Source organism: Streptomyces sp. Y309 (assembly GCF_056712025.1).
Window position 1 is genome coordinate 1,101,649 of record NZ_CM160048.1, and the last position, 15,769, is coordinate 1,117,417.

A 15,769-nucleotide genomic window follows, 5' to 3' on the forward strand; every position below is an offset into this window, starting at 1 on the left:
GTACAACGTTGGAAGAAACGGCAGTTGGCATGACAGCACGGCTCCGGCGCGCTGTCCAGGGTCGCGGCCGACATGCCAGAACGGCCCCGGCCGCCGGGGCACCCATCGACGCGAGGAGTGGCACGTGCGGGTGAGCCTCAAGGATGTCGCGGAGCGCGCGGGCGTCTCCATCAAGACCGTCTCGAACGTGGTGAACAAGTACCAGCACGTCACCCCGGCGATGCGGGCCCGTGTGCAGCAGGCCATCGACGAACTGGGCTACCGCCCGAACTTGACGGCCCGTCATCTGCGCAAGGGCCGCACCGGCATCATCGCGCTCGCCGTCCCCGAGCTCGGCAACCCGTACTTCGCGGAGCTGGCCGGAGCCGTCATCGACGCCGCCGCCGAGCACGACTTCACCGTCCTGCTCGACCACACCCGCGGCGACCGCGAGCAGGAGATCCTGGTCAGCCAGGGCTTCCGGGCCCGCGTCATCGACGGCTTGATCCTCAGCCCGCTGGAGCTGGAGTCGGAGGACCTCCGCAGCCGCGACGACGACGTGCCCCTCGTCCTGCTCGGCGAGCGCGAGTACGACCTGCCCCACCCGCACATCGCGATCGACAACGTCGCCGCCGCGCGCGTCGCGGTACGCCACCTCATCGGCCGCGGCCGCGGCTCCATCGCCTACCTCGGCGCCCGCACGGACTCCGCCAACCGCCCCGCCCACCTGCGCCTTCAGGGCTGGCGCGCCGAGCTGGCCGAGGCCGGCATCCCCGCGCCGGAGTCCCTGGTCGGCGCGGTCGGCGGCTGGAACAGGGACGACGGCGCGCAGGCGATGGCGCGGATGCTGGACTCCGGGGTGCGGCCGGACGCGGTGTTCGCGTACAACGACCTGGTCGCGATCGGCGCGATGCGGGTGCTGCACGAGCGGGGCCTGAGGGTGCCGTGGGACGTGGCGGTGGTCGGCTTCGACGACATCGCGGAGGGGCAGTTCGGCGCGGTGACGCTGACGACGATCGCGCCGGACAAGCAGGCCATCGCGCGGCTCGCGGTGGCCTCGCTGCTGCGCAGCCTGGAGGGGGCCGGGGAGCCCGAAGGGCAGGAACTCACCGCGGAATTCCGGCTGGTGGAGCGGGAGAGCACGCTCGGGCGGCGGTGAATCGCGGGCCCCGCTCGCGGGACAGCTCGGCCGACCGGCGGCGTGCGCGGAGGGTTTACAGCCTTCTTTCAACGATGTAAAAAGCTCCCCGTACCGCTGAGTTGACCGCAAACCCGTTCTTCCCGTGAGCGCTCTCAGTGTGCGCCGGGGCCGTGCCGTTTGGGGACTCCATGAAGCCGAACATCTTCCTTCGCCGTACCTCGGGCCGTACTTGGGGCCGTACTCCAGGCCGTACTTCGCGCCGCGCCTCGGCCGGCACCCTGCTCGCCGTCGGCCTCGCCGCGAGCCTCGCGCTCGCCGCCACTGGATGCGCCAAGTCGGAGGACGACTCCGACGGATCCGGGGACTCCAAGTCCGGTGCCGCCGAGGGCGACGCCGGGCAGGTCGTCTCCTCGCCGGGCGTCGGCGCCGAGACCTGCGTGATCGGTGACTACGGCGCCAAGAAGCTGGACCTGAAGTCCGCGACCGTGGGTTTCTCGCAGTCCGAGAAGGAGGCCAACCCGTTCCGGATCGCCGAGACCGCCTCCATCAAGGCCGAGGCGAAGAAGCGCGGCGTGCGACTCCTGACGGCGAACGCCCAGTCGCAGTTCTCCAAGCAGATCAGCGATGTCCAGGACCTCATCGCCAAGGGCGCCGACCTGCTGGTCGTCGCCCCGCTGAACTCCGACGGCTGGGAGCCGGTGCTCCGCCAGGCCAAGGCCGCGCACATCCCGATCGTCACCATCGACCGCAAGATCAACGCGGCTCCCTGCAAGGACTACGTGAGCTTCATCGGCTCCGACTTCGTCGAGCAGGGCCGGCGCGCCGCCGACCGCATGATCGCGGCGACGGGCGGCAAGGGCGAGATCGCGATCCTGCTCGGCGCGGCGGGCAACAACGTCACCACCGACCGCACCAAGGGATTCGAGCAGCAGGTCAAGAAGAAGGCCCCGGACCTGAAAGTTGTCTTCAAGCAGACCGGTGAGTTTGCGCGGGAGAAGGGCCAGCAGGTCACCGAGCAGCTGATCCAGTCCAAGCCGGGCATCGACGGGATCTACGCCGAGAACGACGAGATGGGCCTCGGCGCGGTCGGCGCGCTCAAGGGCGCGGGCAAGAAGGCCGGCGACGTGAAGATCGTGACCATCGACGGCACCAAGAACGCCGTCCGCGGCATCGTCGACGGCTGGATCGACGGCGTCGTCGAGTCCAACCCGCGCTTCGGACCGCTCGCCTTCCAGACCCTGGACACCTTCACCAAGGGCGGCAAGGTCGCGCGCGACATCGTTATCAAGGACAGCGCCTACACCAAGGACAACGCGGAGTCGGACCTCGGCAAGGCGTACTGACGTGCCGCCGGTGACGAACTCCGCCGTGCCGTCGGCGACCGGCTCCGCCGTCCTGTCGGTGTCGGGGCTCGGCAAGTCCTTCCCGGGCGTACGCGCCCTGGACGGCGTCGACTTCACGGCCCGCGCGGGCGAGGTGCACGCGCTGATCGGGGAGAACGGCGCCGGGAAGTCCACCCTCATCAAGGTCCTCACCGGCGTGTACCAGCCGAGCGAGGGCGAGGTGCGGTACGACGGCGCGGCCGTCCGCTTCGCCACGCCCCTCCAGGCCCAGCACGCGGGCATCTCCACCATCTACCAGGAAGTCAACCTGGTCCCGCTGATGAGCGTGGCCCGCAATCTCTTCCTCGGCCGCGAGCCGCGCGGCCGCCTCGGCCTGATCGACTTCCGCCGTATGCACCGCGAGGCGGAGGAGGCCCTGCGCGGCCTCGGCGTACGCGTCGACGTGCGCCGCCCGTTGCGTGAACTCGGCGTCGGCGCCCAGCAGATGGTGGCGTTGGCCCGCGCGGTGTCGGTCGACGCGCGCGTCGTCATCATGGACGAGCCGACGTCGTCCCTCGAACCGCGCGAGGTGGCCACGCTGTTCGACGTGATCCGGATGCTGCGCGGGCGCGGCATCGCGGTGATCTACGTCAGCCACCGCCTCGACGAGCTGTACGAGGTGTGCGACACCGTCACCGTGCTGCGGGACGGCAAGGCGGTGCACACCGGCCCCATCGCCGAGCTCGACCGGCTGCGTCTGGTCGCACTGATGCTCGGCCGGGAGGTCGGCGACGTACGCGAAGAGGGTCTGACGAAATTCAGCGGGAGCCACGACACCGAGTCCCAACCCGTCCTTGAAGCAAGCGAGTTGACGGCCCGGCATCAGCTCGACGGGGTGTCCCTGACGATCCGGCCCGGGGAGGTCGTCGGGCTCGGCGGGCTGCTCGGCTCGGGCCGCAGCGAGACCGCGAAGGCCATCGCCGGGGCGCTGCCGCCGGACTCGGGCCGGGTGGTGGTCGCCGGGGTGCCGGTGCGCACCGGCTCCACGCCCGCCGCCATCCGCGCCGGGGTCGGCCTGCTGCCGGAGGACCGCAAAGCCGAGGGCATCGTGCCGGGTCTTTCCGTCCGCGAGAACATCGCGCTCGCCGCGCTGCCGGGCCTGTCCCGCTTCGGCCTGGTCGACGAAGCGCGCGTCGACCGCGTCGTCGACACCTTCATGAAGCGCCTGCGCATCAAAGCGTCGGGGCCGCACCAGAAGGTCGGCGAACTCTCCGGCGGCAACCAGCAGAAGGTGCTCCTCGCCCGCTGGCTCGCCATGAACCCGAAGGTGCTGCTCCTGGACGAGCCGACGCGCGGCATCGACGTCGGCGCCAAGGCCGAGGTGCAGAAGCTCATCGACGAGCTGGCCGGCGACGGGCTCGGCGTGCTTCTGATCTCCTCCGACGTGGAGGAGCTGATCGAGGGCAGCGACCGCGTGGTGGTCCTCAAGGACGGCGCGGTCGTCGAGGAACTCACCGGTGACGCCGTCACGGAGGACCGCCTGATGCGCGCGATCGCGGCCACGCCCGCCACACAAGCCACGACCGCCACCGCCGCCACGCCTGGAGGTGACGATGACTGACATCGGCCTCGGCGACCGGACCCGCCTCGACCGCGACCGCCTCCTGCGGCTGCTCCAGGACTACGGCGTCCATCTGGGCGTCGCCGTCCTGCTCCTGGTGAACATCGCCTTCACCCCGCACTTCCTGTCCGCCGAGAACTTCCGCACCCAGGCCGTCCAAGTGGCGCCCGTCCTGATCGTGGCGCTCGGCATGGCGCTCGCCATCGGCAGCGAGGGCGTGGACCTGTCCGTCGGCTCGGTGATGGCGCTCTCCACGTCTCTGCTCTCGCTGTATCTCGGCTACGGCATGTGGATCGCGCTGCTCGTCGCCGTGCTCGGCGGGATCGCGGTCGGCGTGGCGAACGGGGCGCTGATCGCCTTCATCGGCGTCCAGCCGATCGTCGCCACGCTCGCCCTGATGGTGGCGGGCCGGGGCCTCGCCCAGGTCCTGCTCCCCCAGCTCAAGGACGTCCGCGACCCGACCATGGCCTCGCTCGGCTCCGGCGACCTGCTCGGCGTCCCCTACCTGGTCCTTATCGCGGTGGCGCTCGCGCTGCTCGTCGCGTTCGTCGTACGCCGCACGACCTTCGGCCGCCAGCTCCTGGCGATCGGCGACAGCCGCCCGGCGGCCAGGCTCGCCGGGCTGCCGGTGCGGCGGGTGCTCGTCCTCGTGTACGTGTGCTCGGGCGCCCTGGCCGCGATCGCGGGCGTCCTGGCGACCGCGCGCCTGACCGCGAGCGACCCGACGTCGCTCGGCAATCTGATGGAGCTGTCCGCGATCACCGCGGTCGTCGTCGGCGGCACCCCGCTCAGCGGCGGGCGCGTGCGCGTCGGCGGCACGGTGGCGGGCGCCGTCCTCATCCAATTGCTCACGGCCACGCTCATCAAGCACGACGTGTCGCCGTCGTGGACGCAGATCGCGCAGGCCGTGGTGATCGTCCTGGCCGTGTACACGGCACGCGAGAGGGGGAAGCGATGACGGTCGGCACGGAGAGTCCGGTGCGGCCCATGAGCACCGTCACGGAGGACGAGCCGCTCGGCGCGACGCGCTCGGAGCGCCTCAGCGCGCTGGCCCAGCAGCACGGCGCCCTGGTCACCCTGGTGATCGCCGTCCTCGCGGCCTGGCTGTCCTTCGACACGTTCATGACGGCCGACAACATGCAGAACATGGCGGTGTCCTCGGCGTTCCTGGCCGTCGTCGCGCTCGGCATGACGTTCGTGATCGTCACGGGCGGCATCGACCTGTCGGTGGGCTCGACGTTCGCACTCGGCGGCGTGCTCGCCGCGTGGGGCTCGCAGTACGGCTCGGCGGTGGCGCTGCTGCTTCCGCTCGCGGTGTGCGGGCTCATCGGTCTCGTGAACGGCCTGCTGATCGCCCGCTCCCGGCTCGCCCCGTTCATCGTGACGCTGGCGGCGCTGCTCGGCGCGCGCGGCATCCTGCTCGCCGTCACGGACGAGGGCTCGAAGACGTATCTCGTCGACAAGGACTCGTTCTTCGCGACGCTCGGCCAGGGCAAGCTGCTCGGCATCGGCACACCGGTGTGGATCACGGTGGGCCTGTTCGTGGCCGGTGCCGTCGTGCTGCGGCGCAGCCGCTTCGGGCAGTACGTGTACGCGGTCGGCGGCAACGAGGACGCGGCGGCGCTGATGGGCGCGCCCGTGGCCCGCACGAAGACGGCCGTCTACACCCTGTCCGGCCTGTGCGCGGGCCTCGCGGGCGCGCTCAACGCGGCCTGGCTCGCGTCCGGTGTGACCATCCTCGGCTCCGGCATGGAGCTGGAGGCGATCTCCGCCGTCGTCATCGGCGGCACGCTCCTGTCCGGCGGCTTCGGCTTCCTCGGCGGCTCGCTCGTCGGCGTCCTGCTCCTGAAGGTCATCCAGAACGTCATCAACCAGATCGGCTCCCTGGACTCCGCCTACCAACAGGTCGTCAGCGGCGGCTTCCTGGCGGTGGTCGTGGTCGCGCAGACGTGGCTGGGGCGCAGACGCCGGGTGCTGTAGCCGTACGTCCCGTACTACATCGGTACGTCCTGTCCCTTCCCCAGCGCGATCACGCCGCCCTTCGACACCGTGTACAGCTCCTCGTCCCGCTCCGGGTTCACGCCGATCGTGGCGCCGGGCGGGACGTCGACGTTCTTGTCGAGGACGGCGCCGCGCACCACCGCGCCGCGGCCGACGCGGACGTTGTCGTGCAGCACCGAGCCCTGGACGACGGCGCCCGAGCCGACGCTCACCCCGGGCGACAGGACGGAGCGGGTGACCTGGCCGCGGATGACGCAGCCGGGGCTGACGACGGACTCGCTCGCGATGCCGCCCGCGCAGAACTTGGCGGGCGGGAGCTGGCCGGGGTGGGTGTAGATGGGCCAGCGGTGGTTGTCGAGGTTGAAGACGGGCTGGTCGGAGATCAGGTCCATGTGCGCTTCGTAGTACGCGTCCAGGGTGCCGACGTCGCGCCAGTAGCCGTGGTCGCGGGCGGTCTCGCCGGGGACGTGGTTGTCGGCGAAGTCGTAGACCTGCGCGACGCCGCGCTCGGTGAGGGACGGCAGGATCGAGCCGCCCATGTCGTGCACGGAGTCCTGGTCCTCGGCGTCCCGTTGCAGCGCGTCGACGAGCGCCTTGGTCGTGAAGATGTAGTTGCCCATGGAGGCGAGCACCTGGTTCGGCGAGCCGGGCAGGCCGGGCGGTGCGGTCGGTTTCTCCAGGAAGCTCTCCACGCGGGTGCCGTCCCCGGCCGGGGTGATGATCCCGAACTGGGCGGCGTCCGCGCGCGGCACCCGGATCCCGGCGACCGTGACGCCCGCGCCGGACTCGATGTGCCGGGCCAGCATGTGGCGCGGGTCCATGCGGTAGACGTGGTCGGCGCCGAACACCGCGATGTAGTCGGGCTGTTCGTCGTGCACGAGGTTCAGGGACTGCAGGATGGCGTCGGCGCTCCCCAGGTACCAGCGCGGGCCGAGGCGCTGCTGGGCGGGGACGGGCGTGACGTAGTTGCCGAGCAGGCTGGACATCCGCCAGGTGGTGGAGACGTGCCGGTCCAGCGAGTGCGACTTGTACTGGGTGAGGACGCAGACGCGCAGGATGTCGCCGTTGACGAGGTTGGAGAGCACGAAGTCGACGAGGCGGTACGTCCCGCCGAAGGTCACCGCGGGTTTCGCCCGGTCGGCCGTGAGCGGCATCAGGCGTTTGCCCTCCCCGCCCGCCAGAACGATCCCGAGCACCGAAGGTCCACCGCGCATGGCCGCCCCCTGCCGCTGTCCGTCAGTTCTTGCGTAACTCCATGACGCCCTCGTACACGTCGACGGTGCGCCGCGCCACCGTGTCCCAGCCGAACTCGCGTACCGCGCGGTGCCGTCCGGCCGCTCCCATCGCGCCCGCCCGGCGCGGGTCGGCGGCCAGGTGGTTCAGGAGCACCGCGAGGTCGTGCTCGAATCGCTCCGGCGCACCGGCGTCGTACGGCGCGAGCAGGCCCGTGGTGCCGTCCGAGACGACCTCCGGGATGCCGCCGACGCGGGAGGCGACGACGGCGGTGCCGCAGGCCATCGCCTCCAGGTTCACGATGCCCAGCGGCTCGTACACCGAAGGGCACACGAACGCCGCGGCGTGGGTGAGGAGTTGGACGACCTCAGGGCGCGGCAGCATGCGCGGGATCCAGGTGACCCCGTCGCGTGCGCGGTTCAGTTCCTCGAAGAGGGTGCGGAACTCCCGGTCGATCTCGGGGGTGTCGGGGGCGCCCGCGCACAGCACGAGCTGGATCCCCGGGTCCAGCCGGCGCGCGGCGCGCAGCAGGTGGGGCACGCCCTTCTGGCGGGTGATGCGGCCGACGAAGAGGACGTAGGGGCGGCCGGTGTCGATGCCGTGGCGGTGCAGGGCGCTGGTGCCGGGGTCGGGCCGGTACAGGTCGGTGTCGATGCCGTTGTGGACGACGTGCACCTTCGCCGGGTCGACGGCCGGGTAGCAGCCGAGGATGTCCTCGCGCATGCCGTGGGAGACGGCGATGACGGCGTCGGCGGCCTCGACGGCGGTGCGCTCGGCCCAGCTCGACAGGGCGTATCCGCCGCCGAGTTGCTCGGCCTTCCAGGGGCGCAGCGGCTCCAGCGAGTGCGAGGTCATGACGTGCGGGATGCCGTAGAGGAGCTTGCCGACGTGGCCGGCGAGATTGGCGTACCAGGTGTGGGTGTGGACCAGGTCGCGGCCGTCGAGCGCGGCGGCCATGGACAGGTCCACGGACAGGGTGCGCAGCGCGTCGTTGGCGGTGTCGAGGTCGGCCCAGGCGCGGTGGCGAACGACACCGTCGGCCGCGCCCTCGCCCCAGCAGTGCACGTCAAGCTCGGTGAGGGCGCCCAACTCCCGTGCAAGGAACTCGACATGGACGCCCGCGCCGCCGTAGACGTCCGGCGGGTACTCGCGGGTGAGCAGTCCCACTTTCACGAGCGGAGCCCCCCTCGTCGGCCGGCTCCCTCATGCTCACCCAGACGCCGCTTCGTGGGAAGACCGCTGCGGCGGCCGGTCGAAACAGCAGTCGCCGCACAGGCCGCCGTTCGGACAGCGGTAGTAGAGGCAGCAGCTCCGGCGCCGGAAGGCGGTCCCGTCGAGGGTTCCGGTGGAGTTCAGCGCGGGCTGGGCGAAGAGTGCGGCGGCGAGGGCGAGGGCCCGCTCCCCCACGTCGGTCCTCCCGGTGCGCGCGGCCCAGGCGTGCAGCTCGCGGGCGGCGCCGGCGAGGGCCGAGCCCGCGTTGCCGCGCAGGAGGGCCGGGGAGATCCGGTAGCGGGCGTGCAAGGCGCGGGCGAGCGGCGCGAGGTGGCGGTTCTGTACGACGTCGTGGATGCGGGCGGCGTCGGCCGGGTAGGTGCGCCCGCCGGTGAGCCACAGGTCGTCCGGCGAGGTGCCGTCCGCGTCCCACAGCAGCAGCGCCGGGTCCAGGTCGGGCACCCGCCCGAACAGCGCGGCCGGGCCGAGCGCGAGGGACCACAGCCGGGCGGCGAGGCCGAGCTGCGCCACGGACGCGGCGACGCGGACCTCGGGGGCGCCGAGGCGGGCGCCGACCTTGGCGACGCGAAAGGCCAGCGGGTCACGGGCGACGTGGGAGGCCAGCGGGTCGCGACTCTCGTCACATCGAGTATGCGAGCTGTCACTCTTCGCAACCGAGTCGTCGCCTTCGTAGACACGTGCCAACGACACATGGCCCTCACCAGGCGTTTCTCCGACCTCGCCCGTCCTCACGGCGAAGAAGCCCCCGACGGACGCCACGGTCTCCCAGTCGATGCCCCGCGCTTCAGTGGTCATCGCAGCAGTACAGCAGGACACTGGTCAGCAGGGGCAACCAGACCTGGGGAGGACGTGGAGGTGGTCGTACTCCATCGGTAGTAGGACGGATTGACTGCTCAGGGACGACGACTTGGAGCGCTGCGCGCGACATTGTGGTGAACATGGAAGCCGACCGCTCGCCGCACCGGACGCACCGGATGCACAGGGACCCCCACGACCGCACCCACCGGTCGTGCCACGCGCCGGGGAGCACCTCATGAGCGCCCTCGCGCTGTCCGTCCTGCTCTCCCTGGTCTCCGCCGTGGCCTACGCCGGCGGCGCGATCATCCAGGAGCAGGTGGCGGCGAAGACCGCGGAACAGCAGTACGCGCCACTGCGCAACGGCGCCTGGTGGGTCGCGGTCGTCCTCAACGGCCTGGGCGGTCTCCTGCACGTCGTCGCGCTGGCCTTCGGCCCGCTGAGCGTGGTGCAGCCGCTGGGCGCCCTCACCATCGTGTTCGCGCTGCCGATGGCCGCGATGTTCGTACGCCGCCGGGCCGGGGCGACCGCGTGGCGCGGCGCCATCATGGCGACGGTCGGTCTCGCGGGGCTGCTCTCGCTGACACAGGCCACCGCCTCGCAGTCGCTCGCCGACACCGAGCGCGTCCTGCTCGCGGTCGGCACCGGCGCCGCGGTGGTGACGCTGATGTTGCTCGCGCACGCCGCCCACCGGCAGCCGGCGGTGCGCAGCATGCTGCTCGCCACGGCGGCGGGCATCGCGTTCGGCATCTCCTCGGTGTTCACCAAGACGGTCGCGGTGGACTGGGACGCGCACGAGCCGCTCATGCGGCAGGTGCCGAGCCTCGCGGTCATCGCGGTCCTCGCCGTGAGCGGGCTGCTGCTCTCCCAGGCCTCCTACCGCGGCGCGGGTCTCGCGGCGCCGCTGTCCGCGGTGACCGTCGTGAACCCGGTGATCGCGGCCGCGGTCGGGCTCACCCTGTTCGGCGAATCCTTCCGCTACGGCGCGACGGGCACAGCGGTCGCGCTCACCTGCGGTGTCGTCGCGGCGGGCGGTCTCATCCTGCTGACGACGGAACGTATCGGCGCCGGGCGCGCGACGGACGCGCCCGCCGCGACGGCTGAGGCGGCCGCCGAACAGCCCGCAGGGACGGGGGCGCAGGCCCTGACCATCGAAGGCGTCGGTGCTCTCGACGAGCTCAACGGGCTCAACGGCCCTGCCGGTGTCGACGCCCGGGATGTCGCCGCCGCGTCGTCCGCCGCCCGCACCGCCGAGGACGCCCAGGTCGCCGAGCAGCGCAGACCCGTCCACGACGAGCGCCCGTCGGTCGAACCCGGCAGCCGCCCACGGGCCGGAGAACAGCCCGCGCCGGAACAGCAACTGGTGACCGACTGCCTGGCGGGGCTGCCGCTGCAGCCGACGGTGAAGACGGCGTTCTCGCGTGCGCCACTGGCACGCCCTGCGCACGAACACAGCGTGTCCTGAACGGATCGGTTCACATACGGTTCAAATACGGACGCCGCGTGCCCGCAGGTAGGCGAGTGGGTCGATGTCCGAGCCGAAGCCCGGGCCGGTGCGGATCTCGAAGTGCAGGTGCGGGCCCGAGCTGTTGCCCGTCGAGCCGGAGCGGGCGATGCGCTGGCCCGCGCCGACCTTCTGCCCGGCCTTCACCGTGAGCGCCGACAGATGGCCGTACTGCGAGTACCTGCCGTCGGCGTGGCGGATGACGACTTCGTAGCCGTAACTGCCGCCCCAGCCCGACGAGACGACGGTGCCCGCGGCGACCGCCTTCACGGAGGTGCCGGTGGGCACCGGGAAGTCGACGCCCGTGTGGTAGCCCTTCGACCAGGAGCTGCCCGTCGCGTGGTACGGCGTGCCGATGGAGGCCGCGACCGGCGCGGTCGCCCCCGCCGACGACCCGGTGGCCTCGGCCCGCTGCCGGCCGGCGGGCGCGGTGTCGCGCTTCGGCTTGGGCTTGGGGGCGGGCTTGGCCTCCTTGGCCGGGGGACGCGTCCGCTCGGGCTTGTGCTCGGGCTTCTTCTGGTCGTGCTGCACGGGCCGCTTCTCCGGGCGCTTCTCGCGCTCGGGCGGGGTGCGGCGCTCCGGCGGGCGCGCGGGCTCCTTGCCCTTCTCCGCGCCGCGCAGCGAGAGCCGCTGCCCCGGCGAGATGAAGTCCGGGTCGCCGCCGATGGTGCGGCGGTTGTTCTCGTACAACTGCGGCCAGCCGCCCTGGACGCGGCGCTCCTCGGCGATGCCGGAGAGGGTGTCGCCGCGGACGACCGTGTACATCCGGGCGGTGCCCGCGGTGGACTGCGGCGTCACTTCGGGCTTGACGTCCCGCACCGTGCGCTTGGGCGTCTTCGGCGCGCCGTCGGTCTTCGCCGCGCCGGTCGACTTCTGCGTCTGCGGCGCTTCGGCGGGCCTGATGTCGGGGCTGTCGCCGCCGCGGGTGAGGCCGGCGCGCTCGGAGCACACCGGCCAGGCCCCGGGTCCCTGCCCGTCGAGGACCTTCTCGGCGACGGCGATCTGCTGGTCCCTGGTGGCGAGGTCGGCGCGCGGGGCGTAGGCCGTGCCGCCGTAGGCCTCCCAGGTGGACTGGGTGAACTGGAGACCGCCGTAGAAGCCGTTGCCGGTGTTGATGCTCCAGTTGTTGGTGGACTCGCAGGCCGCGACCTTGTTCCAGGTGTCCGCGTCCGCGGCGTGGCCCGTGCCCGCGGACATCAGCGGGAGGGCGATTCCGGCGCCGCCCGCCGTGACCGTGAGCGAGGCACGGTTGATCCGGCTCGGCTGGTACCGGCGATGCCGACCTCGTAAGGCCATGAAAGCCCCCTCAGACACACGTCAGACTATTGGTCACGCGTCAGCCACAGGACAAGCCCGCAAGCTAGCCGGTCGGCCATGGCTGTGACAAGAGCGGGACGCCGAAAGGGAGTTGAACCGGTCACCGGCGAGCCGGTTGTGCGCCGGTTCTTCAGCGGTCCCTCAAATGCCCCGGAAGCCACCGGAGTTGCACATCCTTCTGATAAGCACCGCCGCCCTCATGGTCGTTGAAGGAGTACACCTCCATCGACCTTTCCGACCCCGCATAGGCATTGAATGCCGCGAAAACGGTCGAGGGCGGGCAGGTTTCGTCCTCCAGCGCCGCCGAGAAGAGCGCGGGCGCACGCCCGCGGGCGGCGAAGTGCACGCCGTCGAAGTAGGAAAGGGTCTCGAACACGCGCGCCTCGAGGCCGCGCCGGGTCCGCAGGTAGTGGCCGATCTCCCGGTACGGCAGGCGGCCGGAGAGCGTCGTGGCGCGCGGGAAGTCGCACAGGAACGGCACGTCGGGGGCGATCGCCGCGAGGTCGGGCACCAGCCCGCCGACGGCCAGCGTGATGCCGCCGCCCTGGCTGCCGCCGACCGCGGCGACGCGCGCGGCATCCACCAGCGGGTGGGCGCGCGCGGCCTCCACGGCGCGCACGGCGTCGGTGAAAACGCGCCGGTAGTAGTAGTCGTGCGGGTCGTCGATGCCGCGCGTCATGTACCCGGGGTGCGCCGGGCCGCTGCCCACCGGGTCCGGGGTATCGCCCGCTCCCGTGCCGCCGGCGCCCTGCCCCCGCGTGTCCATCACGAAGTGCGCGAACCCGGCCGCCGACCACAGCAGCCGCTCGTGCGGCAGCCCGCGCCCGCCCCCGTACCCGATGTACTCGACGACGGCGGGCAGCGGCCCGTCCGCCCCCGCCGGAACCAGCAGCCACCCCTTGACCGGCTGGCCGCCGAAGCCCGCGTACGTCACGTCGAAGACCTCGACCGTCGCGAGCGGCACCTGGACGCGCTCGAACCGGGCATCCAGATCGTGGGCGCGGGCCGCCGAAAGGGTTTTCTCCCAGAACGCGTCGAAGTCCTCCGGCTCCGGCAATTCCGGTCGGTATCGGCGGAGTTCATCCAGAGGCAGGTCGAAATGGGGCACGGGCGGCTCCTCCTTCGGACGCTGTGTCGGGAAGTCACGGTACGCCGCGGGGTGATACTGGCGCCCGGATGCGGTACTTCGGATTTCCCAGGAACTCAGGAGCCAGAGCATGAGTGCTTCAGCGCAGATCGGTGTCACGGGACTCGCGGTGATGGGGCGCAACCTCGCCCGGAATTTCGCCCGCAACGGCTATACGGTCGCGGTGCACAATCGCACGGCGGCGAAGGCCCGGGCCCTCGTGGACGAGTTCGGCGACGAGGGCGAGTTCGTCCTCGCGGAGAGCCCCGAGGACTTCGTCGCCGCCCTGGAGCGCCCGCGCCGGCTCGTCGTCATGGTCAAGGCGGGCGAGCCGACGGACGCCGTCATCAAGGAGTTCGCGCCCCTCCTGGAGCCGGGCGACATGATCGTGGACGGCGGCAACGCGCACTTCGCGGACACCCGGCGGCGCGAGCGCGAACTGCGCGAGCGGGGCATCCACTTCGTCGGCACGGGCGTGTCCGGCGGCGAGGGGGGCGCGCTGAACGGCCCGAGCATCATGCCGGGCGGCTCCAAGGAGTCGTACGACGCGCTCGGCCCGATGCTGGAGAAGATCTCCGCGAAGGCCGCGGACGGCAGCCCCTGCACGGCGCACATCGGCCCGGACGGCGCCGGTCACTTCGTGAAGATGGTGCACAACGGCATCGAGTACGCGGACATGCAGCTCATCGCCGAGGCGTACCAGTTGCTCCGCGAGGTGGCCGGATACCGCCCCGCCGAGATCGCGGACATCTTCCGCACCTGGAACACCGGCCGCCTCGACTCGTATCTGATCGAGATCACCGCCGAGGTCCTCGCGCACGTCGACGCCGCGACCGGCGAGCCGTTCGTGGACGTCGTCCAGGACCGGGCCGAGCAGAAGGGCACCGGCCGCTGGACCGTGCAGATCGCCCTCGACCTGGGCGTGCCGGTGTCGGGCATCGCGGAGGCGGTGTTCGCCCGCTCGCTGTCCGGTCACAAGGACCTGCGCGACGCCTCGCGGGGCCTCGCGGGCCCGAAGCCGGAGCCGCTCACGAAGAACGAGGCAGCCGCGTTCGCCGACCGGGTCGAGCAGGCGCTGTACGCCTCGAAGATCGTGTCGTACACGCAGGGCTTCCACGAGATCGCGGCGGGCAGCGAGGAGTACGGCTGGGACATCGACCTGGGCGCGGTGTCCGCGATCTGGCGCGGCGGCTGCATCATCCGGGCCGCCTTCCTCGACCGCATCCGCGCCGCGTACGACGCCCGCGCCGACCTGCCGAGCCTGCTCGCCGACGAGGGCTTCGCGCGCGAGATCGGCGAGGCGCAGGACGACTGGCGTGCGGTGCTCGTCGCCGCGACGCGCCAGGGCGTGCCCGCACCGGGCTTCGCCGCGGCCCTCGCGTACTACGACGCGCTGCGCGCGGACCGGCTGCCGGCCGCGCTCACGCAGGGGCAGCGGGACTACTTCGGCGCGCACACCTACCGGCGCACGGACCGCGAGGGGTCGTTCCACACGCTGTGGGGCGGGGACCGCTCGGAGGTGTCGGCGTGACCGGCTGACCGGCGCAGGCGCACGGCCTCCCCTGACGCGTGTTTCGGCCCTGCCCGAAAGCCCTGCCTCCGTTCCCCGGCACGCGGCAGCGTGTACGCATCAAGGGGGAAGGCGCACCGGCCCCACAACTGCGGTGCGGAACGGGGAACACACATGCACTCCGCTCGAAAGGCCCTCATCGGCATAGGGGCCGCCTCCGTGCTCGCGACCGGCGGCGTGAGCACGGCGGCGGCGCAGTCCGCCACCGGAGCCCACACCACCGGTGCCGCCTCCGTGGCCTCGGCCGAGGACAGCCGGGTGATGGCGCCGGTGAAGGGCAAGGTGACGGCGAAGAAGAGTGGGATCGGCAAGGCGCAGGCCACCTTCAAGTGGAAGGGGCAGAACCGCACCGGCCCGTTCAAGATCTACGTCAAGGACACCAGCTGCGACGGGTATGACGCCTTCACCTTCCTGCAGTTCAAGATCAAGAAGCACGGCAACTTCAAGGTGATCACCGGCGACAGCCGCCTCTATGACTACACCTGTCGGCAGGGCGGCGGCGAGAGCAAGAAGCTCAAGCGCTACATCACCTCCTACAAGCTCCACAGCATCCGCATCGCCGTGTGCCAGAACGACAAGCTGGGTACGGGAGACACCTGCCACTTCGGGAAGTGGAAGAAGAACCCCAAGTACTGAGCGCGGAACCACCCGACGAGCAGCAGCGTGACTGTGCGCCCGGCCTCCCGGAAGGGGCCGGGCGCACACACGTTTACGGGGGCGGTTCTGGCGCGATCCTGCGGGATGTGGCCCGGGCACTAACCCCGCAGCGGCCTGGGCCGCCCCATCGGTGACGGTTCGGGGTCGGGGTCCGGCACGGGGTCCGGGCCCGGCGGCTTCGGTACCGGGGACGGCGGGGGTTCCGGCAGCGGCACGGGGTCCGGGTCGGGGCGCGGGGGGCCGCCGGGGTCGGGCGGCGGGCCCGGTTTG

Annotated in this window: 13 protein-coding genes and 1 pseudogene; 8 read left to right on the forward strand and 6 right to left on the reverse strand. The window is 71.8% G+C overall.

Going from position 1 to position 15,769, the window contains the following annotated elements:
* Window positions 1–124 precede the first annotated feature (124 nt).
* The 5 genes from AC0KTA_RS03935 to AC0KTA_RS03955 all read left to right on the forward strand — a co-directional run bounded on the left by AC0KTA_RS03935 (window position 125) and on the right by AC0KTA_RS03955 (window position 6,043).
* Window positions 125–1,138, forward strand: coding sequence for a LacI family DNA-binding transcriptional regulator (locus AC0KTA_RS03935; RefSeq protein ID WP_481053681.1), 1,014 nt, complete (start codon window positions 125–127; stop codon window positions 1,136–1,138).
* A gap of 170 nt (window positions 1,139–1,308) precedes the next feature.
* On the forward strand, window positions 1,309–2,463 hold the full coding sequence (locus AC0KTA_RS03940) for an ABC transporter substrate-binding protein (RefSeq protein ID WP_481053682.1): 1,155 nt from the start codon (window positions 1,309–1,311) through the stop codon (window positions 2,461–2,463).
* A 1-nt stretch (window position 2,464) separates the two neighbouring features.
* A complete protein-coding gene (locus AC0KTA_RS03945; protein ID WP_481053683.1) occupies window positions 2,465–4,063 on the forward strand; it encodes a sugar ABC transporter ATP-binding protein in 1,599 nt (532 codons plus the stop codon).
* Window positions 4,056–5,021, forward strand: coding sequence for an ABC transporter permease (locus AC0KTA_RS03950; RefSeq protein ID WP_481053684.1), 966 nt, complete (start codon window positions 4,056–4,058; stop codon window positions 5,019–5,021). Before AC0KTA_RS03945 ends, AC0KTA_RS03950 begins: the two co-directional genes overlap by 8 nt.
* Before the next feature lie 29 nt (window positions 5,022–5,050).
* On the forward strand, window positions 5,051–6,043 hold the full coding sequence (locus tag AC0KTA_RS03955) for an ABC transporter permease (RefSeq protein ID WP_481053685.1): 993 nt from the start codon (window positions 5,051–5,053) through the stop codon (window positions 6,041–6,043).
* Window positions 6,044–6,057: 14 nt separating this feature from the next.
* On the opposite strand, the gene glgC is transcribed toward AC0KTA_RS03955, so the two are convergent.
* Genes glgC through AC0KTA_RS03970 form a run of 3 tightly spaced genes read right to left on the reverse strand, consistent with a single transcriptional unit; the run spans window position 6,058 to window position 9,325 of the window.
* Window positions 6,058–7,278 (reverse strand): glucose-1-phosphate adenylyltransferase, encoded by a 1,221-nt coding sequence (gene glgC, locus AC0KTA_RS03960; protein ID WP_481053686.1) that lies wholly within the window; start codon window positions 7,276–7,278, stop codon window positions 6,058–6,060.
* 22 nt (window positions 7,279–7,300) lie between these two features.
* On the reverse strand, window positions 7,301–8,470 hold the full coding sequence (gene glgA, locus AC0KTA_RS03965) for a glycogen synthase (RefSeq protein ID WP_481053687.1): 1,170 nt from the start codon (window positions 8,468–8,470) through the stop codon (window positions 7,301–7,303).
* Window positions 8,471–8,506: 36 nt separating this feature from the next.
* Complete coding sequence (locus AC0KTA_RS03970) at window positions 8,507–9,325, reverse strand: (2Fe-2S)-binding protein (RefSeq protein WP_481053688.1); 819 nt, start codon at window positions 9,323–9,325, stop codon at window positions 8,507–8,509.
* A gap of 238 nt (window positions 9,326–9,563) precedes the next feature.
* On the opposite strand from AC0KTA_RS03970, the gene AC0KTA_RS03975 reads away from it, so the two are divergent.
* Window positions 9,564–10,790 (forward strand): DMT family transporter, encoded by a 1,227-nt coding sequence (locus AC0KTA_RS03975; RefSeq protein WP_481053689.1) that lies wholly within the window; start codon window positions 9,564–9,566, stop codon window positions 10,788–10,790.
* 21 nt (window positions 10,791–10,811) lie between these two features.
* On the opposite strand, the gene AC0KTA_RS03980 is transcribed toward AC0KTA_RS03975, so the two are convergent.
* The 3 genes and pseudogenes from AC0KTA_RS03980 to AC0KTA_RS03990 all read right to left on the reverse strand — a co-directional run bounded on the left by AC0KTA_RS03980 (window position 10,812) and on the right by AC0KTA_RS03990 (window position 13,254).
* Window positions 10,812–11,360 carry a M23 family metallopeptidase gene (locus AC0KTA_RS03980; RefSeq protein ID WP_481056300.1) on the reverse strand — a complete coding sequence of 183 codons (549 nt, stop codon included), beginning with the start codon at window positions 11,358–11,360 and terminating at the stop codon, window positions 10,812–10,814.
* An 87-nt stretch (window positions 11,361–11,447) separates the two neighbouring features.
* A pseudogene (locus AC0KTA_RS03985) lies at window positions 11,448–12,125 on the reverse strand (transglycosylase family protein); the annotation flags it as partial.
* 151 nt (window positions 12,126–12,276) lie between these two features.
* Window positions 12,277–13,254 carry an acetylxylan esterase gene (locus tag AC0KTA_RS03990; protein ID WP_481056301.1) on the reverse strand — a complete coding sequence of 326 codons (978 nt, stop codon included), beginning with the start codon at window positions 13,252–13,254 and terminating at the stop codon, window positions 12,277–12,279.
* Between the two features lie 109 nt (window positions 13,255–13,363).
* Here AC0KTA_RS03990 and gndA point away from each other — a divergent pair, with 109 nt between their 5' ends.
* Window positions 13,364–14,803 carry an NADP-dependent phosphogluconate dehydrogenase gene (gene gndA / locus AC0KTA_RS03995; protein ID WP_481053690.1) on the forward strand — a complete coding sequence of 480 codons (1,440 nt, stop codon included), beginning with the start codon at window positions 13,364–13,366 and terminating at the stop codon, window positions 14,801–14,803.
* A gap of 153 nt (window positions 14,804–14,956) precedes the next feature.
* Complete coding sequence (locus AC0KTA_RS04000) at window positions 14,957–15,478, forward strand: hypothetical protein (protein ID WP_481053691.1); 522 nt, start codon at window positions 14,957–14,959, stop codon at window positions 15,476–15,478.
* The last annotated feature ends 291 nt before the right edge of the window (window positions 15,479–15,769 follow it).